The organism is Nocardia rhizosphaerihabitans (genome assembly GCF_014646295.1).
In the GTDB taxonomy this organism is placed as follows: Bacteria; Actinomycetota; Actinomycetes; order Mycobacteriales; family Mycobacteriaceae; genus Nocardia; species Nocardia rhizosphaerihabitans.
On record NZ_BMNE01000001.1, the window covers coordinates 1,100,082 to 1,125,446 of the forward strand.

Here is a 25,365-nt window from a genome sequence, read left to right on the forward strand (position 1 = left end):
ATACGGCGAGGGGTTTCGGCAGGTGGTGAAGCTACCGCGGGCTTACTCCGCGGCGGCGGTCTCCTCGGCGGGAGCGGCGGCCTCGGCCGTCTCCTCCTCGACGGGGACCAGCGAGATCTTGCCGCGGTTGTCGATATCGGCGATCTCCACGCGCAGCTTGTCGCCGACGTTGACCACGTCCTCGACCTTGGCCACGCGCTTGCCGCTGCCCAGCTTGGAGATGTGCACCAGGCCGTCACGGCCCGGCAGCAGCGAGACGAACGCGCCGAAGGCGGTGGTCTTGACGACCGTGCCCAGGAAGCGCTCGCCGACCTTCGGCAGCTGCGGGTTGGCGATCGCGTTGATCGCGTCGATCGCGGCCTGCGCCGACGGGCCGTCGGTCGCACCGACGAACACGGTGCCGTCATCCTCGATGGAGATGTTGGCGCCGGTGTCCTCGGTGATCTGGTTGATCATCTTGCCCTTGGGGCCGATGACCTCACCGATCTTGTCGACCGGGATCTTGATCGCGGTGACGCGCGGGGCGTACGGGCTCATCTCGTCCGGGGTGGCGATGGCCTCGGCCATCACGTCCAGGATGGTGGTGCGGGCGTCGTGCGCCTGGTTCAGCGCACCGGCCAGCACCTGCGAGGGGATGCCGTCGAGCTTGGTGTCCAGCTGCAGGGCGGTGACGAAGTCACGGGTACCGGCAACCTTGAAGTCCATGTCGCCGAAGGCATCCTCGGCGCCGAGGATGTCGGTCAGCGCGACGTAGCGGACCTCGTCCTCACCCTTGTCGTTGGTGACGGTGTCCGACACCAGGCCCATGGCGATACCGGCGACCGGCGCCTTCAGCGGCACACCGGCGTTGAGCAGCGACAGGGTCGAGGCACAGACCGAACCCATCGAGGTGGAGCCGTTGGAGCTCAGCGCCTCCGAGACCTGACGGATGGCGTAGGGGAACTCCTCCTGCGAGGGCAGCACCGGCATCAGCGCACGCTCGGCGAGCGCCCCGTGGCCGATCTCGCGGCGCTTCGGCGAACCGACGCGGCCGGTCTCGCCGGTGGAGAACGGCGGGAAGTTGTAGTGGTGCATGTAGCGCTTGGAGGTCTCCGGGCCGAGCGAGTCGACCTGCTGGGCCATCTTCACCATGTCCAGGGTGGTGACGCCCATGATCTGGGTCTCGCCACGCTCGAAGATCGCCGAACCGTGGGCGCGCGGGATCACGTCGACCTCGGCGGAGAGCTCACGGATGTCGGCCAGACCGCGACCGTCGATGCGGAAGCCGTCGGTGAGGATGCGCTGACGCACCAGCTTCTTGGTGACCGAGCGGAACGCGGCGCCCAGCTCCTTCTCGCGACCGGTGAAGTCGTCACCGAGGCGACCGAGCACCTCGACCTTGATCTCGTCGATCTTGGCCTCGCGGGCCTGCTTGTCGGCGATCGACAGCGCCTCGTTCAGCTCACGCTTGGCGGTGCCCTCGACGGCCTCGAACACATCGGCGCCGTACGGCGGGAAGAGCGGGAACTCCTCGGTCGGCTTCGCGGCCAGCTCGGCCAGGTCCGACTGCGCGCGGCACAGGCGGGCGATGAACGGCTTGGCGGCCTCGAGGCCCTGGGCGACGACGGCCTCGGTGGGCGCCTGCGCGCCGTCCTCGATCAGCGCGATCACCTTGTCGGTGGCCTCGGCCTCGACCATCATGATGGCGACGTCACCGGTCTCGGTGACCCGGCCCGCGACGACCATGTCGAACACGGCGCCCTCGAGCTGCTCGACGGTCGGGAAAGCGACCCACTGATCACCGATCAGGGCGACGCGCACGCCGCCGACCGGGCCGGAGAACGGCAGGCCGGAGATCTGGGTGGACGCCGAGGCGGCGTTGATGGCCACCACGTCGTAGAGATCCTGCGGGTCCAGGCTCAGCACGGTGACCACGACCTGGATCTCGTTGCGCAGGCCGTCGACGAACGACGGGCGCAGCGGACGGTCGATCAGGCGGCAGGTCAGGATCGCGTCGGTGGAGGGGCGGCCCTCGCGACGGAAGAACGAGCCGGGGATGCGGCCGGCGGCGTACATGCGCTCTTCGACGTCGACCGTCAGCGGGAAGAAGTCGAACTGGTCCTTGGGGTGCTTACCGGCGGTGGTCGCCGACAGCAGCATGGTCTCGTCGTCCAGGTAGGCGACGACGGAGCCGGCGGCCTGCTTGGCCAGACGGCCGGTCTCGAAGCGGATGGTGCGGGTGCCGAAGCTACCGTTGTCGATCAGCGCGACCGACTCGAAAACACCGGGCTCGACCTCGACCGCAGTCGAAGTACGTTCAGTTGTCTGCGTCATTTTTCTTCTCTCGACCTCTCGTCTCGCCGGAGCGCAGCACCATGTGGGCGCGAACCGGCTATTCGTCAGCCGTACCGGACACGGACACGTGGAAACCCTCCTGGCTGCCACGCGCAGCACCCGGCCGTATCCCCTTGGAAGCGGCGACGCGGAGGCGGTCATCGATCGAAGCCCGACGGCGGTGAGGAACACGCCAGCCGAAAGGCCACTACCGAAGACCGACGCCACGCGGACGGATGCACACGGCTGTCACATGTTGTAGTGCACGCGGGAACCCGATGGTCCCCGAATACACGAATAGCCAACGAGAAGAAGTGTACTTCTTCCCATTGGCTACTCGCCGACCGCCTCAGCGAGGAGGCGTGTCGAAGCAGATCAGCGGCGCAGGCCGAGACGCTCGATGAGCGAACGGTAACGCTCGATGTCCTTGGCCTGCAGGTACTTCGACAGGCGGCGACGACGACCGATCAGGGCCAGCAGGCCGTGCCGGGTGTGGTGATCGTGCTTGTGCTGCTTGAGGTGCTCGGTCAGGTCCGAGATCCGCTTCGACAGCAGCGCGATCTGCGCCTCCGGCGAGCCGGTGTCCTTCTCGTGCAGGCCGTATTCGGCCAGAATGGCCGACTTCTGCTCAGTGGTCAGCGCCATGCGGCATCGACTCCTATTTCTCAGTTCCGCGCTCGAAGTTCCGGTTACCCGGGAGGGGCGCCACCGCGGACCGCAGCAAACCCGAGGAGCTACTTTACGCCACGGGTGGCGGCAGGTTGACGCGGCCCTCAGGCGTCGGCGGCGGTGAGGACCTTGCGCGCGTTCTCGACATCGCGGCCCATGGCCTCGACCAGGTCGTCGATGGTGTCGAACTTGCGCATCCCGCGCAGCTGCTCGACGAAGTCGACCGCCACGTGCTGGCCGTACAGGTCGGCCTCACCGTCGAGGACGAACGCTTCCACGGTGCGCGAGCGGCCCGAGAACGTCGGATTGGTGCCGACCGAGATCGCGGCCATCGCGCGCTCACCGGGTTCGACCGTGCCGATGGCCGGGCCGTGCCCGAGCACGGTGAACCAGCCCGCGTACACCCCGTCGGCGGGGATCGCGGCGTGCATCGGCGGGGCGACGTTGGCGGTCGGGAAGCCGAGCCCGCGGCCACGGCCGTCGCCGTGCACGACGACGCCTTCGACGCGATGCGGGCGGCCCAGCGCTTCGGCCGCCGCGGTCATGTCACCGGCGTCGACGCAGGAGCGGATGTAGGTGGAGGAGAAGGTGACGGCGTGCTCGCCGAGCAGGGTGACCCCGTCGACCTCGAAGCCGAAGCGGCCGCCGAGTTCGCGCATGGTGTCGACGGTGCCCGCGGCCTTCTTGCCGAAGGTGAAGTTGTCACCGACGACGACCTCGGTGACATGCAGGCGTTCCACCAGCAGATCGTGGACGTACCCGGACGGGGTGAGCTTCATGAAGTCCTGGGTGAACGGCATCACGCAGAACACGTCGATACCCAGCTCCTCGGCGAGTTCGGCGCGCCGGGTCAGGGTGGTGAGCTGCGCTGGATGCGAGCCGGGCCGCACCACTTCCATCGGATGCGGATCGAAGGTCATCAGAACCGACGGAACACCACGCTTCTTCGCCGCCGCCACCGCACGGCTGATCAGCTGCGCGTGCCCACGATGCACGCCGTCGAACACGCCGATCGTGAGGACGCAGCGCCCCCAGTCCGCGGGCACATCGTCGAGACTTCGCCATCTCTGCACAGAGCGAAGCCTACGCAAAGCGGTACGGGAACAGAATTCCGGTGTGAGAAGGATCCTCGCACCGCGCCGTGCCGTTCGCCGATGTGTCATTCGGGCCAGGGATGCCTAACATCAATGATGTGCCAGGTAAACGAGATGTCGCTCCCCGCCGCGCGTCGTCGCAGCTCGGTGAACAGGCCGAACTCGCTGCCACCGCGACGATCGCGCCCGAGTTGTCCGCGGTGGCACAGGACTACCTGAAGGTCATCTGGACCGCGCAGGAATGGTCACAGGAGAAGGTGTCGACGAAGCTGCTGGCCGAGCGGATCGGGGTGTCGGCCTCGACGGTGTCGGAAGCCGTGCGCAAGCTGTCCGATCAGGGTCTGGTCGAGCACGCCCGCTACGGCTCGATCACCCTCACCGAGCACGGCAGGCGCGCCGCGATCGCGATGGTGCGCAGGCATCGCCTGATCGAGACCTTCCTGGTGAACGAACTCGGTTACGGCTGGGACGAAGTGCACGACGAGGCCGAGGTGCTCGAGCACGCCGTCTCGGAACTGCTGATGTCACGTATCGACGCGAAACTGGGCCACCCCGACCGCGACCCGCACGGCGACCCCATCCCCTCCGCCGACGGCGCCGTGCCCACTCCCCCGGCACGCCGCCTCAGCGACTTCGCGGCAGGCGAATCCGGCCGGGTGGCCCGCATCTCCGACTCCGACCCGGCGATGCTGCGCTACTTCGACTCGGTCGGCATCGCCCTCGACACCGTGATCGAGGTGGAGGAGCGCCGTGACTTCGCCGGCACCATCGCGGTCCGGATCGCGGCCGCCGACACCCCGACCGAGCTGGGTACCCTTGCCGCCGAGGCGATCTGGCTCACGTCCTGATCAACAGTTGAAGTAGCGCCGCAGACTGCCGGGCACACCGTCGGCGGTGGCCGTTTCCCAGCAGGTGGTGTGCGGGAACAAGACGTAGGTGGTCCAGGCTCCCGAGGTGCGGGTGATGATTCGCTGGTTGTCGCCGGGAGTGGCCCAGGAGACCACGGCCCACTGGCCGTCGCACTCGGAGATGTCGGCGGCCGGTGCTGGGTCGACGCCGAGTTCGGTCTCGACGGTGGATTCGGCGCAGGCCGGCGCCGGTTCGGGTGGCGTGTCCTGGAAGCGGAGCTGTCCGGTGACGGAGGCGCCCTGGTCGACGAGGAAGAGGCTGTGCATGCCTTCCGGGACCGGGTTGGTGCCCGCGGGGGCGGTCATGCCGAAGCGGTAGCAGCCGGTCACGGTGGTGAAGACGGCCAGTCCGGACGCGTCGGTGACGCCGTCCAGGCGCTGGGCTTCGGTGGTTTCGCCGACGGGGATGTCGTGACCGGCGGGGTCGCACGGCTGCTGGAGCGAAAGGTATACGGGGACACCGGGAACCGGGGTGCCGGACAATGTCGCGGTACGCAGTACGACGGTGCCGGTCGCCGGTGTGGGTGGCGGGCCGGGCGGTGCCGGTGTCGTGGACGCCGATGGGCGGGCGGTCGGCGCGGTGGTCGGCACACCGGCGGTGGGCGGAATGACCACCGGTGCCGCCGACGAACTGGTCGTCGTGACCGGACGGACGGAGCTCGACGTCGCCGGTGTCCTGGAGTCATCGGTTCCGCATCCCGCGAGCACCAGTGTCATACCGGCGATGACGCCGATCCAGGTCTTCTGCCTCGCAGCCATGGCCCTACCCCTCCGACGCGATAGCAATACGTCCTGGCTATCGCCTTACGTGGCAGTGACGTTAGCGGTCGTCCAGTGCCCCTGACGTCGTAGGAAGCAGCCGAGCACCCGGATTTCTCAGCGCGACAGGAAGTCCAGCAGCACACGGAATTCCGCGAGCGACAGGTACCCGTCGCCGTCCTGGTCCGCGGCGGCGAGCAGGTCGGCCGCCGGTTCCTCGATCCGCCCGCCGCCGACGTGGCGGATCAGCGAATCCAGTTCGGTGACGGAGATGCGCCCGTCGCCGTTGCCGTCGAACACCCGGAACGCCGCCTCGGCATCGGTCACCTCGATGCGGCCTTCGACCACGGCGGCATCGAATTCGGCACGGGAGACCAGGAAGTCGCCGTCGGTGTCGGCTGCGGCGACGAGTCGCTCGATGGCCGAGCGGTCGACTTCGATACCGGCGGAACGGATTCCGGCCGCGATATCGTCCACCGACACCAGGCCGTCACCGTCACGGTCCCACAGCGCGAATGTGTCGACCTGTTCTGCACTCATCTCACTATCCTTCCCCGCGGGCGGCGATAGCCATGGCGCCGACCGTTATCCGCCACTGTACGGAGCCGAGGGCCCTGTGCGAAGGTCAGTCGCCGATGCCCTGGGGGCGGACCACCATCACCGAGGCCGCGCGCTTACCGCTCTCCTCGAGCAGCGCGATGGCGCGGCCCGCCGGATCGATCGCGGCGTATACGCCTTTGATCCCGATCGGTTCGAGCCAGCGGCCGTTGCGCAGGTCGTTCGCCTGGGATTCGTCGATGTCGCGGTGCGGGAACGCCGTACGCACCGCGGTGTCGATATCGAGGCTGAGCAGTGGCTGTTCGGCCTCCGCGGCGGTCGCGAGTTCATCGAGGGTGCGGGCGTGTTCGAGGGTGAACGGGCCGACCCTGGTACGGCGCAACGCGGTCAGGTGGCCGCCGACGCCGAGGGCGGCGCCGAGGTCACGGGCGAGGGCGCGGATGTAGGTGCCCGAGGAGCATTCGACTTCCACGTCCAGGTCGACGAATTCGCCGTCGGCGATATCGCGGCGGGCCAGGATGTCGAAGCGCGAGACCGTGACCGGACGCGCCGCCAGCTGCACGTCCTCGCCGGCGCGGGCACGGGCGTAGGCACGTTCACCGTCGACCTTGATCGCGCTGACCGTGGCGGGCACCTGCTCGATGTCGCCCGTCAGCGCGGCCACACCGGCCGCGATCTGCTCGTCGGTGACGTGCAGCGCGGGCGTGGTCGCGGTGACCTCGCCCTCGGCGTCGTCGGTGATCGTGGCCTGGCCGAGCCGGATGGTCGCGGTGTACGCCTTGGTGGTGAGGATCAGCTGACCGAGCAGCTTCGTCGCCCGCTCCACACCGAGCACGAGCACACCGGTGGCCATCGGGTCGAGGGTGCCCGCGTGGCCGACCTTCTTGGTGCGCAACAGTTTCCGGCTGCGCGCGACCACGTCGTGGCTGGTCCAGCCGCCGTCCTTGTCGACGATCACCAGTCCGCCGAGCTGGTCGACCGCGGGAGTACGCGCGGCCATCAGCCGTGCGCGATCGCGGTCAGGATCAGCCCGTCGGCGATCAGCCAGCGTCCGTCGAACGAGGTCAGCGGGGCGCCGCCGTCGTTCGTCGTCCCGGGGACGAGCAGCTTCGTGTGGAACGTTCCCGAGCCGGAATCGGCGGTGCGGGAATCGATCTCGAAGGTGATGTGCGCGTCCTCGAAGCCGAGCCAGCGCAGGGTCAGCGGGAACCAGGCCTTGTAGGTGGCTTCCTTCGCGCAGAACAGCAGGCGGTCCAGGTGCAGGCCCGCACTCGGCGCACTCGCCAGCCACTCCCGTTCGGCGGGCAAGCTGACCGACTCGAGTACACCGTCGGGCAGGGCTCCGTGCGGTTCGGCGTCGATGCCGACCGAGCGGAACCGCAGCGCGTGCGCCATCGCGGCAGCACGGTAACCGTCGCAGTGGGTCAGGCTGCCGACCACACCGCGCGGGAACAGCGGCATGCCGCGCTCCCCCTTACCGATCGCCACCGGCGGCTCACCGAGCTGCTCGAGCGCCAGCCGCGCGCAGTGCCGGGCACCGATGAAGTCGCGACGCCGCTTCTCGACCGACTTGGCGATGAGATGCTCCTCGGCCGGGTGCGCCTTCAGGTCCTCCGGATATGCCAGCAGCTCCGCGGCGGCCACCCCGGACGGCAAAATGTTGCTAATCATCGGGTCCCAGCCTAGTGGTGGTCACAGACCGCGACGACGGTCGGCTTTGGCGCGCATCTCGGCGGCCGCGGCTTCCATTTCCGGGGTGATGGCGAAGTGGCCGCCCCAGGCGTTGAGGTCGCCCTCGGCGTAGACCGGTTCCGGCAGGATCTGCCGAAGCAGGGGCTCGGGCATGCCGCGGCGTTTCCACTCGCGGGGATAGCCGAGGGACACCTCTTCGAAGCGGACGCCGTCGTAGTAGGTGGTGCGCGGAATGTGCAGGTGGCCGTAGACCGAGCAGACCACGTTGTAGCTGGTGTGCCAGTCCGCGGTGAGGTCGGTGCCGCACCACAACGAGAACTCGGGGTAGAACAGGATCTCGGTGGGCTGGCGGACCAGCGGGAAGTGGTTGACCAGGACCACGGGGGTGTCGGCGCCCAGGGCGTCGAGGCGACGCTGGGTGTACTGCACGCGGGCGTGGCACCAGGCGTCGCGGGTGAGGTACGGGTCGGGGGTCAGCAGGAATTCGTCGGTGGCGACGACATTGCGCTCGCGCGCCACGGCCAGGCCCTGGGTCTTGGTGGTGGTTCCGGCGGGCAGCCACGAGTAGTCGTAGAGCAGGAACATCGGCGCGATGGTGACGCGGCCGCCGTACTGCTCGGCGCCGGATCCGGTCCACACCGGGAACGGGTCCTCCGGTGTCACGACGTCGAGGTCACGGCACATCGCGACGAGGTAGTCGTAGCGGGCGGCGCCGTGCATCTGCACCGGGTCCTTGGGCGTGGTCCACAGCTCGTGGTTGCCCGGCACCCAGATGACCTTCGCGAACCGGCCACGCAGCAGCTCGAGCGCCCACCGGACCTCGTCGGCCTTCTCGCCCACGTCACCCGCGACGATCAACCAGTCCTCCGGCGAATCCGGCCGGATCTGCTCCACCACCGGCTTGTTGCCCTGATGCCCCACGTGCACATCACTGACCGCCATCAACTTCGGAATCACCTGTCCACAGTGGCACACGCGCGCGGCGACGCGTCCGTGGGTTCACCGATCGGGCAGCGCCGGCGCATCGGCGACCAGCAGATCCAGCAGCCCAGGGAAGCGTGCGGAGGAGGGCTGCCTCGAGTACCACTCCCATGTCGACAACATCGATCCGTCGGTGTTCGTGTTCTACGAGGTGTGGCGCAGCAGCGAGGACCTGGACCGCCACCTCGCGCTGCCGCACCTGCGCGAGTTCTGGGAATCGCGGATGGACTATCTGACGCGAGATCTCGACATCCGGTTCGTCGACATGCTCAGCCCCTATCCGCGCTGACGCGGATCAGGCGCGCAACAGTCCGTCGACGAAGGTCAGCACGCGATCACGCGAGGCTTCCTCGATCTCCTCGTGCGAGACCGAGTACATCTCGAACTCGACCCGGGTGCCCGCGGCGCGCAACTGGGAGAGCAGGGCGAAGGTCATCGGGATCGGGACGACGGTGTCGGTGGCGCCGTGGGTGATCAGCACCGGCTCCTGGTAGCCGGCGGTGGGGGCGACCATGTAGTCGCGCAGGCCGGTCCCGATGCCGTTGTCCGCCATCGGTTTCGCGAGTATCGACCCGAGTGACATGCCCGCCGAGAGCTTGTCGAAGTCCTGGACGCAGGCGGTGGAGATGGCATCGACGAGGGTCCGGCCCGGTTCGCTGAGGTGACCGTTCACATCGAGGTCGGGGCGGGTGGCGCGCAGCCCGGCGAGCATGCCGGCGAACGGGCCGGTGAGCCGATCGACCATCGGCAGGTTGGGCACCTGCGGACCCACCTGGGCGAGGATGTTCTCGTAGTTGGACTCCGGCGCCATCGCCACGGTGCCACGGAAGTCGAGGTCCGGCGCGTAGCCGGTGGCGAGGTTGCCGGTGGCCAACGCGGCGTGCCCGCCCTGGGACGAGCCGACGACGGCCCAGGTGTTCGACAGCGCGGGGACCGCGGACCGTGCCGCCTTGACCAGGTCGACGGTCGCCGTCGCCTCGGTGCGCGTGTGCAGGTACGGGTGGACGGTGCGCGAGTTCGGCGACAATCCGACGTAGTCCGGGGCGACCACGGCCCAGCCGCGATCGAGGAATGCCTGGAGCAGCGGCCGGTCATGGGCCGCTTTCGTCGTGGTGATGCCGCATTGTGGGCCGAGTCCGCTGGTGCCGTGATCCCACGCCACGATCGGGTAGCCGCCCGTGGGTGCGGGTGAATCGGGAAGCAGCACCAGTCCGGCGCTGTCGACCAGGCCGCCGGTCGGCCCTTCGGTGCGGTAGTCCACGATCGCCGCCCGCGACCAGTCGCCCCAGCCCGCGGGTTGGTCGACGTGCGCGAGGAGCGCCCCGGTGCCTTCCGGAGCCGCCTGCGCGGCGGGCATCCCCAGCCCGGCGCCGGCCAGCAGCACTGCCGCACCGGCGGCCAATCGCAGGCCGACACTCCTCGAAAACACGTCCAGCACCGCTACTTCGCCTCCATCATCGGCTCGAAGTCCTCCGTTCCGACGGTAGTGCGACATCGCCATCGAGGGGATCGGTGTGACGAGCGCCACTTCCTTCAGGCGGCTCCGCTCGGCACGTCGGCGCCGACGCGAGCCCAGCGTCCGGAGCGCGCCCGGGCGACAACGGCGATCAGGCGCAGCAGCATGAAAGCGACCAGGCCGGACCAGATCCCCGCCACGCCCCAGTCGAAGACCAGGGACAGCCAGATCAGCGGCAGGAAGCCGACGAGGGCCGCGACCAGGGTGGCGGTGCGCAGGAAGGCGGCGTCGCCCGCGCCGAGCAGCACGCCGTCGAGCGCGAAGACCGCGCCTGCCACGGGGATCATGGCGACGAAGAACCACCAGATGACGTGGGTGCGATCGAGGACCTGCGCGTCGTCGGTGAACAGCAGCGGGATCACGCCCGCACCGGCGGCGAAGAGCGCGGCCAGGACCAGCGCGAAGATCTCCGACCAGCCGGTGACGCGGCGCGCGATCCCCTTCGCGCCCCGTGCGTTGCCCGCACCGAGCGCGGCGCCGACGAGGGTCTGGGCGGCGATGGCGAGCGAATCCAGGGTCAGCGCAAGGAAATTCCACAGTTGCAGGACCAGCTGGTGGGCGGCCACGGACGCGGCGCCGAAGCGGGCGGCGACCGCGGCGGCGGAGACGAAGCACACCTGGAACGACAGGCTGCGCACGATGAGGTCGCGGCCGAGCACCAGCTGCGCGCGCATCACGGCAGGACGCGGACGCAGCGAAACACGTTCCCGCAGCAGCGCGTAGACGAACAGCGCGCCGGAGACGAGCTGCCCGGCGAGATTCGCCACCGCCGAACCGGCCAGTTCCATCCGCGGCGCGCCCAACAGCCCGTACACCAGCACCGGGCACAGCAGCGCCGACAGCGCCAGTCCCGCAACCACATACATCAGCGGGCGGCGCACGTCCTGCACGCCACGCAGCCAGCCGTTCCCCGCCATCGACAGCAGGATCAACGGCACACCGCACAGCGCGATCCGCACCCAGATCAGCGCCTCGTCCGCGATCTCGCCACCGCCCGCGATCGCCGAGCACAGCGGCCCCGCGAACAGCTGGACCACCAGCACGATGAGCACCCCGATCCCCGCCCCCACCCAGCTCGCCTGGATGCCCTCCTCGACCGCACCCGCCCGATCCCCCGCGCCGTGCCGCCGCGCCGCACGCGCGGTCGTGCCGTACGACAGGAAGGTCAGCTGGGTGCTGACCGTGCCCACGATGACACCGCCCACGGCCAGCCCGGCCAGTGCCAGCGCCCCGAGCCTGCCGACGACCGCCATGTCGAACAGCAGATACAGCGGCTCGGCCACGAGAACACCGAGCGTAGGCAACGCAATGCCGAGAATCCGCCGCGGTCCCGCCTGATACTCCGGACCAGCCGTGGAACTCACGCCCGACCTCCCCCCGTCGATGGGCGCCACGTTCCGGCGCACGCCAGTGCCGATCACGGCCGATGTTCGCACACCGCACCGACAAGCCACCGCCGACGGCGCGCGATCCACCCCCAGCATCCCGAGTGATCCCGGCACATCGCGCGCGACGCCGCGCAGACCGATCGACACCGGAGGCACGCCCGCCCCGAGGGGCATCGTGGCGCTGCGCCAGCCAGACCGATCGACCGGGAGGCACGACCCCCGCGGCACGGTTGGCGCGACATCATCGGAGTCCGAGGACATCATGGGCCGACGCAGACGTGGCCGGTTCCGGTGAACTCGCGCGGCACACCCTCCGACGCGGCATTATTGGTCACCTGCCCAGTTGCTGCCGGTGTGAGTACACCGCGCGCTCGGGTGAGCGAACACCGCGAACTCCCCGGTTCGCCCGGACCACCGAGGACGATCGACCATGGCGATGGCGAACCGATGGCGCATGATCACGGCGTTTGCCCTGGTCGGAGCGGCCACGCAGCTGGTGTGGCTCACCTACGCGCCGGTGACGACCGTCGCGGCCGAGCATTTCGGTGTCTCCGAATCCGCTGTCGGCTGGCTGGCGAACATGTTTCCGCTGCTCTACGTCGTCCTCGCGGTGCCGGCGGGCATCCTGCTCGACCACTGGTTCCGGCCCGCGCTGATCGCCGGTGCGATGCTGACCGCGCTCGGTGCGGGACTGCGGTTGCTCCATGACGGGTTCGCGGTGGTGTTCGTCGGACAGACCGTCGTCGCGGTGGCGCAGCCGCTGGTGCTCAATGCGATCACCGGCATCGCCGGGCACTATCTCGACGAGAAGGACCGGCCGACGGGGATCGCGGTGGGCACGGCGAGCACGTTCGCCGGGATGGCCGCCGCCTTCGTCCTCGGCGCGGCGCTGCCCGCGGAATCTCAGCTCGGAACACTGGCGGCGATCGGTGCGCTCTTCGCCGGCGCGGCCGCGATCTGGCTGACGGTGGAGTTGGTCCGTGCGGGACGCGGACCGGCGGCGAGTACACAAACGTCGCTGTCCGCCCTGCGCGCGACGCTCGGCGACAGCTACGTGCGCCGGTTGTGCATCGCGGTGTTCTTCCCGTTCGGCACCTTCGTCGCCCTGGCCACCTACGGTCAGGCACTGCTGGAACCCGCGGGCGTCAGTGCCGATGCCGCCAGCATCGTGCTGCTGATCAACGTCCTCGCGGGCGTCGTCGGCTGCGCGGTGGTGCCGGTGGCGGTCCTGCGCCGCGGCGTCGAACTGCCCGCGGTCATGGTCGGTCTCACGGCCAGCGCGCTCGCGTGCCTGCTCGTCGCCGTGGCGCCGGGGCCGGCCACCGGATTCCTGACCTTCGTCCTGATCGGCCTCACGCTGTTGCCCGCGCTGCCGATCGTTCTCACGATGGCCGAACGCCATACCGGCGCGGCCGAAGGCACTGCGGCGGGACTGATCTGGATGACAGGCAACCTCGGCGGCCTGGTCGTCGCCGGTGCCACCGGACTCCTCGTCGACCGACCGGCACTCGCCTTCGGATTATGTACTGCCACAACGATTCTGGGCGTCCCGCTCACCATGCGCCTGCGCCGCACACCGGTCCAGGTCGGCTGAACGTCAGCCGACCTCTACCGGGCAGGGGCTCCTGAGCCACGCAACGATCAGCCGAGCTCGGTCACCAGCGCCTGCACCACGTCAACCGCATTGCCGTAGGTCGTGTAACCCGCCGCGAACCGATGCCCACCCCCGCCGAACAATCCGGCGATCGCCGCGACATCCACACCATCGGCAGCACCGGGCGCGGAGTCACGGGAGCGCAGCGAGACCGTCCACCGGTCGTTCTGACCGCGGGCTTCCTTGAAGACGGCCGCGATCCCCGCTTCGGCGGTGGTGCGGACGACGTCGATGACGCTCTCCACCTCTTCGGGCCCGACATCATGGGTGTCGGCGGCGCGCACCAGCGCGTAGACCAGCCCGACGCCCGCGGCGGACGGGATCACGACGGCCGTCGACAGCACCTTCGACAGCATCGGCAACCACGAGAAGGGGTGGGTATCGAGCAGCACGCGGGTGATCTCGGCGCCGTCGATCCCGGTGGCGAGCAGCCGCTCGGCCATGGCATGACTGCCGGTGCGCGCCCAGCGGAACGACCCGGTGTCGGTCACCAAGCCCGCGAACAGGCAGTGCGCGATGTCGGCGTCGATCGGGATGCCCCACGCGTCGAGCAGACGGGTCACCAGTTCGGTCGTCGACGCCGCCGACTCGTCGATCAGGTCGACGGTGCCGAACCCGTCGTTGGCGCGGTGGTGATCGATGACCAGCGTCGTCGCCGCACCGGGCAACCGGTCGGCGAGCGCGCCGAGCCTGCTGCGCGCGCCACAGTCGACGACGACCAGCAGGTCGACCTCGAGCGGCACGTCTGCGGGCGCCACCAGCAGATGACCGCCGGGCAGCGTCCGCAGCGAAGCGGGTAATTCGGCGGGTTCGGCGAACGACACCGCCACCGGCACACCCTTGCGCTCCAGCGCCAGGGCCAGCGCGAGCCCGCTGCCGATGGTGTCGGCGTCGGGCTGCACGTGACACAACACAGTTACCGAACGCGCCGCCGCCACTGCGGCGACGGCGGCGTCCAGCACCATCGCGTTACGGGCGCCGGTCATGCCGCGTCCGATCGGCATGCCCGGGCGCCCCGCGTGCTCACGCGGGCTTCCGTCTCCGGGCGCTGACCGTTCATGCCGGGTTACTCGTCGCCGTCGTCGTCGCGATCGGCCTTGTACGGGTCGGCCTCACCGGCGTGGGTGGCGTTGGCCGCGACCTTGGCGACCTCGTCGTCGATGGCGCGAGCCCGGGCGAGCAGCTCCTCCATCTCGCGGGCGGCGTCGGGCACCTTGTCCAGCGTGAACGACAGGATCGGGGTGAACTTCACCCCGGTGCCCGCACCCACCTTGGACCGCAGCACGCCCTTGGCCGCGTCGAGACCGGCGGCCGCGGCCGCGTAGTCGGGTTCGGTGTCGAGCGTCTCGCCCATCACCGTGTAGAACACCGTTGCCTCGCGCAGGTCGCCGGTCACCTTGGCATCGGTGACGGTGACGAACCGCAGCCGCGGATCCTTGATCTCGTACTCGATCGCGGTGGCCACGATCGCGGAAATCCGCTTGGCGAGTCGGCGTGCCCTGGCTTGATCCACCATGGGTCTGTCCTCCTCTACTTACTTAGTCTTCGGGTCCGAAGATCCGGCGGCGTACTGCCAGCAACTCTATCTCCGGACGGGCGGCAACGTGCCGCTCACACTTGTCGAGCACCTCGTTCAGGTGCGCCGTTTCCGCGCTGACCATGGCGACACCGAGCAGTGCCCGGCGATGTAGATCGTGGTCTCCCGCTTCGGCGGCGTTCACGGCGAAGCGCTTCTGCAGCTCGGCGAGAATCGGGCGGATCACCGACCGCTTCTCCTTGAGCGAATGCACGTCACCGAGCAGTAGATCGAATTCGAGCGCACCGATGTACAGCGGTGCTCACCTCCTGGTAGATGGATTGCCCGCATGACCACACGCCGCACCCGAAGCTTCGGATGCGGCGTGTGGAACGGTGTGCGTTATCAGTCGCGCGGCTTCTCGCGCAGCTCGTACGCCTCGATGATGTCGCCGTCCTTGATGTCGCTGTAGGTCACGGTCATACCGCACTCGAAACCTTCGCGCACCTCGGTGGCGTCGTCCTTCTCCCGCTTGAGCGAGGAGATGGTCATCGTCTCCGCGATCACCCTGCCATCGCGGATCAGGCGCGCCTTGGCGTTGCGCTTGACCGAACCCGACAGGACCATGCAGCCGGCGATGTTGCCGACCTTCGACGAACGGAAGATCGCGCGGATCTCCGCCCGGCCCAGCTCGACCTCTTCGTAGATCGGCTTGAGCATGCCCTTGAGGGCCTTCTCGATCTCGTCGATGGCCTGGTAGATCACCGAGTAGTACCGGATGTCGACGCCCTCGCGGTTGGCCAGCTCGGTGGCCTTGCCCTCCGCACGGACGTTGAAGCCGATGATGATCGCGTTCGAGGCCGACGCCAGGTTGACGTTGGTCTCGGTGACGCCACCGACACCGCGGTCGATGACGCGCAGACGCACCTCGTCGTCGATCTCGATGCCGAGCAGGGCCTCTTCGAGGGCCTCGACCGTACCGGAGTTGTCGCCCTTGAGGATCAGGTTGAGCTCCGAAGTCTCCTTCAGGGCGGCATCCAGATCTTCCAGGCTGATCCGCTTGCGGCTGCGCGCGGCCAGGGCGTTGCGCTTGCGCGCATTGCGGCGGTCGGCGATCTGGCGAGCGATCCGGTCTTCATCGACCACGAGCAGGTTGTCGCCTGCGCCGGGCACCGAGGTGAAACCGATGACCTGGACGGGCCGCGACGGCAGGGCCGCCTCGACGTCGTCGCCGTGCTCGTCGACCATGCGGCGCACGCGACCGTAGGCGTCGCCCGCCACGATCGAGTCGCCGACGCGCAGCGTGCCGCGCTGGATGAGCACGGTGGCCACCGGGCCACGGCCGCGGTCGAGGTGCGCCTCGATGGCGACACCCTGGGCGTCCATGTCCGGGTTGGCCCGCAGGTCGAGCGAGGCGTCGGCGGTCAGCAGGACTGCTTCCAGCAGCGCGTCGATGTTGGTGCCCTGCTTGGCCGAGATGTCGACGAACATGGTGTCGCCACCGTATTCCTCGGTCACCAGGCCGTATTCGGTCAGCTGCTGCCGGATCTTGTCCGGGTTCGCGCCTTCCTTGTCGATCTTGTTGACCGCCACCACGATCGGCACGTCGGCCGCCTGGGCGTGGTTGATCGCTTCCACCGTCTGCGGCATGACGCCGTCGTCGGCGGCGACCACGAGGATCGCGATGTCGGTGGCCTTCGCACCACGGGCACGCATGGCGGTGAACGCCTCGTGGCCCGGGGTGTCGATGAAGGTGATCAGGCGCTCTTCGTCGTTGAGGTTCGTCAGCACCTGGTAGGCACCGATGTGCTGGGTGATGCCACCGGCCTCGCCCTCACGGACGTTGGCCTTACGGATCGTGTCCAGCAGTCGGGTCTTACCGTGGTCGACGTGACCCATGACGGTCACGACCGGCGGACGCTGCTCGAGGTCGTCCTCGCCGCCGGCGTCCTCGCCGTAGGTGAGATCGAACGATTCCAGCAGCTCGCGGTCCTCGTCCTCGGGGCTGACGACGTGCACGACGTAGTTCATCTCGCTGCCGAGCAGCTCGAGGGTCTCGTCGTTCACCGACTGGGTCGCGGTGACCATCTCGCCGAGGTTGAACAGCGCCTGCACGAGGGCAGCCGGGTTCGCGTCGATCTTCTCGGCGAAGTCCGACAGCGACGCGCCGCGGGCGAGCCGGATGATCTCGCCGTTGCCGCGGGGCAGCCGCACGCCACCGACGGCGGGCGCCTGCATGTTCTCGTATTCGGCGCGCTTCGCCCGCTTCGACTTACGGCCACGACGCGGAGCGCCACCGGGGCGACCGAACGCACCCGCTGCGCCACCACGGCCACCGGGACCACCCGGACGACCGCCGCCGCCACCGGGACGACCACGGAAACCACCGGCCGCGGGTGCACCGGCACCCTGACCTGCACCGGGGGCACCGCCACCGCCACCGCGGTAGCCGCCACCGCCGCCACCGGGACGACCTGCGCCGCCACCGGGAGCGCCACCCGGACGACCCGGACGGCCACCGGCCGCCGGACCCGGACGCGCGGAACGCTGGGGCATGGCACCGGGGTTCGGACGCGGAGGCATCGAACCCGGGTTGGGACGCGGACCACCGGGACGCGGGGCACCGCCCTGCGCGGCGGCCGGACGCGGACCACCCTGACCCTGACCGGGGCGGGGGCCGCCCTGACCGGGAGCAGGACGCGGACCACCCTGGCCGGGAGCCGGACGGGGACCGCCCTGACCCGGAGTCGGACGCGGGCCACCCTGCGGGGCGGGCCGCGGCGCCGGACGCTCACGGTCCGGGGCGGAGCTGAACGGGTTGTTGCCGACGCGCGGGGTCTTCGGACCCGGCTTCGGGCCGGGACCGGCCGGACGCGGGGCCTGGGTACCCGGTGCGGGCTGGGCCGGACGGCCCTGCCCGGTGGCGGGCTGACCCGGACGCGGTGCGCCGGGGGCCGGACGCGGACCGGGCGCCGGGGTGGTACCGGCCGGCTTGGCGGCAGGCGCGGACTGCGCGGCCGCCGGGGTGGGGCGAGCGGCCGGAGCCGGCTTCACCTCAGCCGGAGCGGCCGGTTCTGCGGGCGCCGGGGCCGGTGCCGCGGGGGCGGCAGCGGCGGGGGCCGCCGGAGCCGGACGCGGACCGGGACGCGGACCGCCCGGAGTCGGCTTGGCAGCCGGACGGGCTGCTTGGGACGGTCCGGGACGGGCCGCCGGCTTCGCGTCGGCCGCCGGGGCGGACTTCGACGCGAGCGATTCGCGCAGGCGACGTGCGACGGGTGCTTCCACCGTCGAGGACGCCGACTTCACGAACTCGCCTTGCTCCTTGAGCTTCGCGAGTAGTTCCTTGCTTGTGACACCGAGTTCTTTGGCCAACTCGTGCACGCGGGCCTTGCCTGCCACTGCTCTCCTCACTGAGAGGTCGAGCAGTGACGCCGCCTAGGGAAGGCGGGCCCGCACGACCTCGGGTTATCTCCGATGGACGTTCATCGTTGGTGCTTCACGGTGTGCTCATGAGTGCTCGTGCCTGTTCTCGAGGTACTGCTCCAGGGCTGAGATATCCAGATTTCCGGACACTCGTAGGGCTCTGCCGAATGCTCGGCGCCGCTCTGCGGAACGCAGACAAGCTGAAACGGGGTGCAGCCAGGCACCCCGTCCGGGAAGTCTGCGCCGCGGATCAGGAACGATCGCAACCCCGGCAGAACCGGTGTCCCGATGCTGCGCCACGATCCGCAACAGTTCGGCAGACGGCTCGCGCTGACGGCATCCGATACAGGTTCGAACGGATTGCGCGGGCCGGTCTTCTACCCACTCTACCGGTGACCCGGTCATAACGACGAACCCCTCCCCTTCCGAAGTTACGAACATGTCATCCGGGGGTCGGGATTCCCGCATTTTCGTCAACTACGGTGCGCCTCCGGCCGGACCGAGTCGCCCGGCTCCGGAGCCGCGTCGCTGCGGATATCGATGCGCCAGCCGGTCAGACGGGCGGCCAGACGGGCATTCTGGCCCTCCTTGCCGATCGCCAGCGACAGCTGGAAGTCCGGCACGATCACGCGTGCCGCCCTGGCTTCGGGATCGACGACGGTGACCGAAACCACTTTCGACGGCGAGAGCGCGTTGCCGACGAAGGTCGCCGGGTCCTCGGCGTAATCGATGATATCGATCTTCTCGCCCGCCAGCTCGCTCATCACGTTGCGCACGCGCTGGCCCATCGGGCCGATGCACGCGCCCTTGGCGTTCACGCCCGGCACGGTGGACCGCACGGCGATCTTGGAGCGATGCCCGGACTCACGCGCCACCGCGACGATCTCCACCGAGCCGTCGGCGATCTCGGGCACCTCGAGCGAGAACAGCCTGCGCACCAGGTTCGGGTGCGTGCGCGAGAGCTGGATCTGCGGGCCACGCGGACCACGGGAGACACCGTAGACGTAGCACTTGATCCGGTCGCCGTGCTCGTAGGTCTCCCCCGGCACCTGCTCGGCGGGCGGGATCAGACCCTCGGCGCCGTGGGCCTCGCTGCCGATGCGGACGACCACGATGCCGCGGGCGTTGGCCCTGGCGTCGCGCTGGACCACACCGCCGACGATGTCGCCCTCATGGGTCGAGAACTCGCCGAAGGACTTCTCGTTCTCGGCGTCGCGCAGCCGCTGCAGCACCACCTGACGGGCGGTGGTCGCCGCGATGCGGCCGAAGCCCTCGGGGGTGTCGTCCCACTCGGAGACGAGGTTGCCGTCGGCGTCGAGCTCGCGCGCCATCACCCGGACCACGCCGGTCTTCTGGTTGATGTCGATGTAGGCGTTGGGCTGGTGGCCCTCGGTGTGCCGGTAGGCGGTGAGCAGCGCCGACTCGATCGCCGAGATGACGGTCTCGATGGGGATGCCCTTGTCGGCGACGATCGCCCGCAAGGCTTCGATTTCGATGTTCATTCTGCAACCCCTTCGGTGGGAGAGTCACTGTGTTGGCCTGCAGCGGCGAGGTCGGCGGGCTCTTCGCCCGGTACCGGACGGCCCGCGGCGATGCCGCCGGCCAGTTCGAGTTCGGCGGCGCCCGGTGCGTTGAACTCGACCTGGACCACCGCGGAGGCGATGTCGGTGAGCGGCACGTGCACCCGGTGCGGCTTGTTCTTGCCGCCGAGGACGAGCGCGACGGTGCCGTCGTCGGCGAGCAGGCCGACGCGCGCTTCGAAGCGGGCCTTGCCCTCGATCGGTTCGGCGCCCTCGCGCAGCGCGAGCTTCACCTTGCGTCCCTGGGCGCGTCGCCAGTGCCGCTCGGCGGTCAGCGGCCGGTCCACGCCGGGGGTGGTCACTTCGAGCAGGTAGGCGGATTCGCCGAAGTCACCCGCTTCGTCGAGCAGCTCGGACATCTCCCGGCTGAGCTCGGCGATAGCGTCCAGATCGGCCGGACCGTCGCTGTCGACGGTGACCTTCAACCGAACCGGCGCCAATTCGTCTTTGCCCGCAGACGCGATCGCAACGCCCTCGAGGTCGAATCCCCGGCGTGCGACGAGCTCAGCGACGAGCTGGCTCACCCTTTCCTCGGTGGGCATCGGCATATGGGCGGCTCCTGGTTCAGTTGTGACGCGATCGGAAATTTCTACGCCGAAGGTCTAGCGTAACGCGCCCCGAGAGTGTAAAGGACCAGCCACTGGGCATCGCGCACCGGTCCGTCCCGGCGTGCCTCGTCGTGTCGGGCCACCGTCGGCGGATCTGGCACGATGGTCTCCGTGCCCTTCCGCCATACCGCCCCGCCGAGCGCCGGGCGACCTTCCGGCATGCGCTCCGACCGGTCCGCTGTCGCACACCGGGATTCGGCCGCTCAGCCCACAGCCGCGGCATTCATGGCGCGGGGCGGCTGGCGGCGGCGCTCTGTGTTGCGCCTGGTCGGCACGACCGCCGTCGGCCTTCCGGCGCTGACCGCACTGGCCGCCTGCGCCGAGGACGACACCGTGCACGCCCCGGATCCGCTTGCCGCGCAGGAGGTTCTGGCGCGCGCCGATGCCGCGGCCGCCCAGGCCGCCATCGCGCTCGCGCCCCAGCACCAGGCGGCGCTGACGACCATCGCGACCGAGCGCGGCGCCCATGCCGACGCCCTGCGCACCGAGATCGACCGGGTGGTCGGCGTCTACGGCGACGGCACCACCCCGGTGCACCGCACCGGCGAGGTCACCGTGCCAGGCCCGGACGGGCGACCGGTGCCCGTGTCGGCCGTCCAGACCCCCACCCAGCCGCTCACGATCGCCCAGCTGCGCGATCAGCTGGTCCGCTCCCAGCAGTCCGCCGCCGCCCTGGCCCGCACCCAATCCGGTTACCGCGCAGGGCTGTTGGCGTCGATCAGCGCGGCCTGCGCCACCGAGGCAGGAGTCCTGCTGTCATGACCGATCAACGACAGGCGCTGCAGGCCGCACTCGACGCCGAGCACGCCGCCGTCTACTCCTACGGCGTCATCGCGGCCTACGCCAATGCCGACCGGGCCCGGCTGGTCGCCGAGTTCAGCGCCGCGCACCGGGCCCGTCGCGACGCCACCATCGAGCTGCTGGAAGCAGGCGGCACCGCGCCGGAGGCGCCGGACGCCGCCTACAACCCGCCGTTCCCGGTCGACGATCCGATCCCCGCGGCCAACCTCGCGGTCGCGGTCGAATCCGATTGCGCCGCAGCGTGGTACGCCGTCGTGGAACAGGCATCCGACGAGTCGGTGCGTGCCACCGCGACCGAGGCGCTCACCGAGTCAGCGGTGCGACGTGCCCGCTGGCAGGCGATCCTGGGCGCGAACCCGGTGACCACCACGTTCCCCGGCCGCGCCGCGGTGTAGTCCCGGGCGGCGCCCACCGCCCGGGACCTGCCACTGCTACGGGCGCATCGCGTAGGCGCCGTCGTAGGACTCCACCTGCTCCCACACCCGGTCGAAGCGCTCGGCGTCGGCGACGGGGCTGCGCAGGGCGCCGATCGCCCACTCGCGCTGCGCCTCGGTGACCGAGGGCTTGCCGAGCAGGGCGGTGGCCTGGGTGTTGAAGTCGCGGATCTGGAAGTCGAAGATCTGGTCGAGCACGTCGCGGTCGAGCCCGGTGAGCTCGGCCTGCTCGAGGATCAGCTGGCCGTAGACCACCGTGGAGAACAGGTGGCCGATGGTCAGCATGAAGTCCAGGTCCTTCTGCTGATCGGCGTCGGGCGCCGCGGTGAGCAGCAGGGTGCGCAGCGCCTGGGCCTGCTCGTAGAACCGGCCGACGTTGGGCACGCCGGCGGCCTGCTCGTAGGGCGGGGTCCAGTCGGCGAACTGCACCTTGCCCGCGCCGCGCGCCGGGCCCTGCTTCCAGAAGAACTCCTGGTCGCCGGGCGCCAGGTCGGTGCCGATCGCCGGGTATTCCTTCGGGTTGAGCAGGTAGTTCGGCATGAACTTCAGGATCTGGCCGACGTTGACGTGCACCGTGCCCTCGAGCCGGGGCAGGTGGTTGATGTAGCGCGAGGCCTCGGCGAAGTAGGTGGCCTTCTCGAAACCCTTGGCGGCCAGCACATCCAGCAGCAGGGTCATCGCGACCTCGCCCTCGGAGGTCACCTTGGACTTGGTCATCGGGTTGAACAGCAGGTAGCGGCGGTCCTCGAGCGAGGCGCTGCGGAAGTAGTCGACGGCACGGTCGCTGAACAGCTTCATCGCGATCAGGCGCGCGTAGGCGTCGACGAAATTGCCGCGCACGTGCGGGAAGTCGGTGACCGGGTTGCCGTAGAGGATGCGGTTGTTGGCGTGGGTGATGGCCTCGAAGAACGAGTGCTCGACCATGCCGATGCTGCCGTGGCAGAGGTTGAACTTACCGACGTTGACGGTGTTCAGCGCGGCCGAGAAGCCCTCAGGGCCTTCGTGCAGCACGTCGGCGGCGGTCACCGGGTAGTTCTCCAGCCGGAAGTGGCTGACATACATCTGACCGTGGATGACGCTCTCGATCAGGTGGTAGTTGTCGTGGCGGCTGTCGGCGGCGAACCAGATGTAGCCCTCGGCGCCCTCGACATCGGCGCGACGGGAGAACACCGACACCATCGAGGCGACATTGCCGTTGCCGATGTAGTACTTCTCGCCGTTGGCGCGGAACAGGATGCCCGCCTCGGCGTCGGCGCTGCCCGGCTCGCTCGGGGTGAGGATCAGGTCGGTGTTGTAGATGTCGGCGCCGTGATCGCGCTCGGACAGCGCGAACGCCATGACCTGGCCATCGTCGAGGTCGGCGGCGGCCTTGCGCTTGGCGATCTCGTTGTCGCTCTGCCAGATCGGGCCCAGACCCAGGATGGTGACCTGCTCGGCGTACCAGTACGCCAGGCCGTAGAAGCCGAAGATCTCGGCCAGCGCCGCATTGCGGGCGGCGTCCCAGCGCTTGTTCGGGTCACCGTCGGCGTAGGCGGCCGGGGTCAGGAAGGTCGCGAACAGCTTCTCCTTCGCGACGAAGTCCAGGAAATCCTGGACCCACACCGCGTCGCGATCGTCGGCCATCAGCTGCGCCTTGCCCTTGGACTCGAACCACTCGATGGTGGCCCGCAGCAGCCGCCGCGTCTCGGCATCGAAGTGCTGCGGGTCGTAGGTGGCGGGGTTGAACAGCAGGCTCGGCGAACTCGTCATGGGCCCAACTTAGCAGCGCCGCTACGCCGCTACGCCGGGCCTCGAGGCTATGACCTGCAGGTTTCCCCTACGTAGGCGTAAGTTCCCACCCAAGGATCAGGTCTCCGAACTCGCCCGCACGACGAGCAAGTTCGCCGAGGCGATGCGTCAGGGAACCTCCCGGGCGTACGACCCGGTCCGCGTCGGGGTGCTGCAGGCGGTGGCGGAGGCGGGTCCGCTGCGCGCCGGGGAGATCGCCGAGCGCCTGGGCGCGCTGCCCGCCTCGATCACCCGGCACGTGCAGACCCTGGCCGAGGCCGAGCTGGTGCGCACCGCACCGGACCCGGCCGACCGGCGGGCGATCCTCGTCGAGATCACCGACGCGGGGCGCGCGGAACTCCAGCGGTTCCTCGAGGTCGGCGACCAGGTGTTCGGCGCGGTCATCGCCGACTGGCCCGCCGAGGATGTCATCACTCTCACCCGCCTGCTGGACCGGCTGATCACCGATTGGGCGCAGGCGGGTCCCACCCAGCAGCAGCGAGCGTCCAAGCGGCGCTCCGGCGGGTTCGGCTGGAGCCGGGCCTGACCATCGAAAGGACACCGTCATGGCAACCAACACCCCACTGCAGGCCATCGTCGCCGGCGGCGGCATCGGCGGCCTGGCACTGGCCAACGGCCTGCGCCGGGCCGGTGTCGCGGTGCGCGTGCACGAACGCGAGGTGCAGCGCACCGATCGGCTGCAAGGCTTCCGCATCCACGTCAACCCGCACGGCAGCGCGGCACTGCACGAGCTGCTCTCCCCCGCGCTGTTCGACGCCTTCGTCGCGGCTTCGGGCAAGGGCGGCAACGGATTCGGCTTCGTCACCGAGCAGTTCGATCGTCTCGTCGACTTCGACGCCACCGGCATCGTCACCATTTCCGGCAAGTACGCACTCACCGACGCCGCCCGTGACCGCCTCGACCCGCGCCTGCTGACCCACCCGTGGAGCGTGATCCCGCCCAGCGGCTGCGGAATGTTCATCGCGCCCCACGAATTCACCGCACCCGCGGCCGTACCCGCCGCCGAGGGATTGCCGCCGGGCCTGCTGTTCGACGACACCCGGTCCTACGTGTTCTGGGCGTTCGCGGCCAAGCGGGAGCGCTTCGGCACCGACCTCACCGAGTTCACTCCGGCCCGACTGCACGCCACCGCCGACCGGATGACCACCGGCTGGGCACCGGAACTCCGTCACCTCGTCGCCGAATCCGACCCGGCCACAACAACTCTCATCCCGATCAAGACCTCGGTCCCGATCCCCCGCTGGACCACGACGAACGTCACCCTGCTCGGCGACGCCATCCACAGCATGACCCCGTTCGCCGGCATCGGCGCCAACACCGCCCGGCGCGACGCCCAGCTGCTGTGCCGGATGCTGATCTCCGCCGACCGCCGCGAACGCGGCCTGCTCGCGGCCCTCGACAGCTACGAGGCCGCCATGACCGACTACGGTTTCGCCGCGGTCCGCACCTCGCTGTCCACCGCCGAACGCTCCGTCGCCGACGGCAGACTCGGCCGGATGATGGGCAAGCTCGTGCTCCGCACGGCAGGCGCCATCCCGCCGATGAAGCGCCGCGTGTTCGCCGACCTCGGCGCCTGACAACGCGATCATCCGAATCACCGCTGCGGCCACCGAGGCGAGGAGACATCTCCGCCGCACGGGTTCTACCTCAGCGCCATGCACCGGGCACGGGCCGGCGATTCCG

Annotated in this window: 25 protein-coding genes; 7 read left to right on the top strand and 18 right to left on the bottom strand. The window is 69.6% G+C overall.

The window, feature by feature from the left end:
- Nucleotides 1-42: 42 nt before the first annotated feature.
- The 3 genes from IEY60_RS04875 to IEY60_RS04885 all read right to left on the bottom strand — a co-directional run bounded on the left by IEY60_RS04875 (nt 43) and on the right by IEY60_RS04885 (nt 4,055).
- Entirely contained in the window at nt 43-2,313 is a 2,271-nt protein-coding gene (locus tag IEY60_RS04875; protein WP_189024195.1) for a polyribonucleotide nucleotidyltransferase, read from the bottom strand.
- A gap of 375 nt (nt 2,314-2,688) precedes the next feature.
- The gene (gene rpsO, locus IEY60_RS04880) at nt 2,689-2,958 is read right to left on the bottom strand and encodes a 30S ribosomal protein S15 (protein ID WP_019048089.1); all 270 of its coding nucleotides are present in this window, start codon (nt 2,956-2,958) and stop codon (nt 2,689-2,691) included.
- Between the two features lie 128 nt (nt 2,959-3,086).
- Entirely contained in the window at nt 3,087-4,055 is a 969-nt protein-coding gene (locus tag IEY60_RS04885) for a bifunctional riboflavin kinase/FAD synthetase (RefSeq protein WP_189024197.1), read from the bottom strand.
- A 101-nt stretch (nt 4,056-4,156) separates the two neighbouring features.
- On the opposite strand from IEY60_RS04885, the gene IEY60_RS04890 reads away from it, so the two are divergent.
- On the top strand, nt 4,157-4,924 hold the full coding sequence (locus IEY60_RS04890) for a metal-dependent transcriptional regulator (RefSeq protein ID WP_229739540.1): 768 nt from the start codon (nt 4,157-4,159) through the stop codon (nt 4,922-4,924).
- On the opposite strand, the gene IEY60_RS04895 is transcribed toward IEY60_RS04890, so the two are convergent.
- The 5 genes from IEY60_RS04895 to IEY60_RS04915 all read right to left on the bottom strand — a co-directional run bounded on the left by IEY60_RS04895 (nt 4,925) and on the right by IEY60_RS04915 (nt 8,935).
- The gene (locus IEY60_RS04895; protein ID WP_189024199.1) at nt 4,925-5,743 is read right to left on the bottom strand and encodes a hypothetical protein; all 819 of its coding nucleotides are present in this window, start codon (nt 5,741-5,743) and stop codon (nt 4,925-4,927) included.
- Nucleotides 5,744-5,860: 117 nt separating this feature from the next.
- Entirely contained in the window at nt 5,861-6,283 is a 423-nt protein-coding gene (locus IEY60_RS04900) for an EF-hand domain-containing protein (RefSeq protein WP_189024201.1), read from the bottom strand.
- An 85-nt stretch (nt 6,284-6,368) separates the two neighbouring features.
- The gene (gene truB, locus IEY60_RS04905; protein WP_189024203.1) at nt 6,369-7,301 is read right to left on the bottom strand and encodes a tRNA pseudouridine(55) synthase TruB; all 933 of its coding nucleotides are present in this window, start codon (nt 7,299-7,301) and stop codon (nt 6,369-6,371) included.
- Nucleotides 7,301-7,972: a 4'-phosphopantetheinyl transferase Npt gene (gene npt, locus IEY60_RS04910; RefSeq protein WP_189024205.1), complete on the bottom strand. Its 672-nt coding sequence runs from the start codon at nt 7,970-7,972 to the stop codon at nt 7,301-7,303. The genes truB and npt overlap by 1 nt, the downstream gene beginning before the upstream one ends.
- Before the next feature lie 21 nt (nt 7,973-7,993).
- On the bottom strand, nt 7,994-8,935 hold the full coding sequence (locus IEY60_RS04915) for a metallophosphoesterase family protein (RefSeq protein ID WP_373291676.1): 942 nt from the start codon (nt 8,933-8,935) through the stop codon (nt 7,994-7,996).
- Between the two features lie 10 nt (nt 8,936-8,945).
- Between IEY60_RS04915 and IEY60_RS36170 the strand changes: the two genes are divergently transcribed.
- Entirely contained in the window at nt 8,946-9,263 is a 318-nt protein-coding gene (locus IEY60_RS36170; RefSeq protein WP_189024950.1) for a putative quinol monooxygenase, read from the top strand.
- Nucleotides 9,264-9,269: 6 nt separating this feature from the next.
- Here IEY60_RS36170 and IEY60_RS04925 read toward each other — a convergent pair whose 3' ends face one another.
- Together IEY60_RS04925 and IEY60_RS04930 are read right to left on the bottom strand one after the other, a co-directional pair.
- Nucleotides 9,270-10,412 (bottom strand): lipase family protein, encoded by a 1,143-nt coding sequence (locus IEY60_RS04925; RefSeq protein ID WP_189024209.1) that lies wholly within the window; start codon nt 10,410-10,412, stop codon nt 9,270-9,272.
- 95 nt (nt 10,413-10,507) lie between these two features.
- Entirely contained in the window at nt 10,508-11,854 is a 1,347-nt protein-coding gene (locus tag IEY60_RS04930) for an MATE family efflux transporter (RefSeq protein WP_189024211.1), read from the bottom strand.
- Nucleotides 11,855-12,308: 454 nt separating this feature from the next.
- On the opposite strand from IEY60_RS04930, the gene IEY60_RS04935 reads away from it, so the two are divergent.
- Entirely contained in the window at nt 12,309-13,472 is a 1,164-nt protein-coding gene (locus tag IEY60_RS04935; RefSeq protein WP_229739542.1) for an MFS transporter, read from the top strand.
- A 47-nt stretch (nt 13,473-13,519) separates the two neighbouring features.
- Here IEY60_RS04935 and IEY60_RS04940 read toward each other — a convergent pair whose 3' ends face one another.
- From IEY60_RS04940 to rimP, 7 genes are all read right to left on the bottom strand, one after another.
- Nucleotides 13,520-14,536 (bottom strand): DHH family phosphoesterase, encoded by a 1,017-nt coding sequence (locus IEY60_RS04940; RefSeq protein WP_229739543.1) that lies wholly within the window; start codon nt 14,534-14,536, stop codon nt 13,520-13,522.
- Between the two features lie 62 nt (nt 14,537-14,598).
- Nucleotides 14,599-15,048: a 30S ribosome-binding factor RbfA gene (rbfA, locus tag IEY60_RS04945; RefSeq protein ID WP_189024213.1), complete on the bottom strand. Its 450-nt coding sequence runs from the start codon at nt 15,046-15,048 to the stop codon at nt 14,599-14,601.
- A 22-nt stretch (nt 15,049-15,070) separates the two neighbouring features.
- Nucleotides 15,071-15,364 (bottom strand): DUF503 domain-containing protein, encoded by a 294-nt coding sequence (locus tag IEY60_RS04950; RefSeq protein WP_189024956.1) that lies wholly within the window; start codon nt 15,362-15,364, stop codon nt 15,071-15,073.
- An 89-nt stretch (nt 15,365-15,453) separates the two neighbouring features.
- Nucleotides 15,454-18,447, bottom strand: coding sequence for a translation initiation factor IF-2 (gene infB, locus IEY60_RS04955; protein ID WP_189024215.1), 2,994 nt, complete (start codon nt 18,445-18,447; stop codon nt 15,454-15,456).
- A 108-nt stretch (nt 18,448-18,555) separates the two neighbouring features.
- Nucleotides 18,556-18,876 (bottom strand): YlxR family protein, encoded by a 321-nt coding sequence (locus IEY60_RS04960; RefSeq protein WP_189024217.1) that lies wholly within the window; start codon nt 18,874-18,876, stop codon nt 18,556-18,558.
- Nucleotides 18,877-18,944: 68 nt separating this feature from the next.
- Nucleotides 18,945-19,973, bottom strand: a complete 1,029-nt coding sequence (gene nusA, locus IEY60_RS04965) for a transcription termination factor NusA (protein ID WP_189024219.1) — start codon at nt 19,971-19,973, stop codon at nt 18,945-18,947.
- Nucleotides 19,970-20,599 carry a ribosome maturation factor RimP gene (rimP, locus tag IEY60_RS04970; RefSeq protein WP_189024221.1) on the bottom strand — a complete coding sequence of 210 codons (630 nt, stop codon included), beginning with the start codon at nt 20,597-20,599 and terminating at the stop codon, nt 19,970-19,972. Before rimP ends, nusA begins: the two co-directional genes overlap by 4 nt.
- Nucleotides 20,600-20,770: 171 nt before the next feature.
- On the opposite strand from rimP, the gene IEY60_RS04975 reads away from it, so the two are divergent.
- Nucleotides 20,771-21,421: a hypothetical protein gene (locus IEY60_RS04975; RefSeq protein ID WP_229739544.1), complete on the top strand. Its 651-nt coding sequence runs from the start codon at nt 20,771-20,773 to the stop codon at nt 21,419-21,421.
- Nucleotides 21,418-21,855: a ferritin-like domain-containing protein gene (locus IEY60_RS04980; RefSeq protein WP_189024224.1), complete on the top strand. Its 438-nt coding sequence runs from the start codon at nt 21,418-21,420 to the stop codon at nt 21,853-21,855. The genes IEY60_RS04975 and IEY60_RS04980 overlap by 4 nt, the downstream gene beginning before the upstream one ends.
- A gap of 36 nt (nt 21,856-21,891) precedes the next feature.
- On the opposite strand, the gene IEY60_RS04985 is transcribed toward IEY60_RS04980, so the two are convergent.
- Nucleotides 21,892-23,643: an acyl-CoA dehydrogenase family protein gene (locus IEY60_RS04985; protein ID WP_189024226.1), complete on the bottom strand. Its 1,752-nt coding sequence runs from the start codon at nt 23,641-23,643 to the stop codon at nt 21,892-21,894.
- 49 nt (nt 23,644-23,692) lie between these two features.
- On the opposite strand from IEY60_RS04985, the gene IEY60_RS04990 reads away from it, so the two are divergent.
- Entirely contained in the window at nt 23,693-24,208 is a 516-nt protein-coding gene (locus tag IEY60_RS04990) for a MarR family winged helix-turn-helix transcriptional regulator (protein ID WP_189024228.1), read from the top strand.
- Nucleotides 24,209-24,227: 19 nt separating this feature from the next.
- Nucleotides 24,228-25,259, top strand: a complete 1,032-nt coding sequence (locus IEY60_RS04995; RefSeq protein WP_189024230.1) for an FAD-dependent oxidoreductase — start codon at nt 24,228-24,230, stop codon at nt 25,257-25,259.
- The last annotated feature ends 106 nt before the right edge of the window (nt 25,260-25,365 follow it).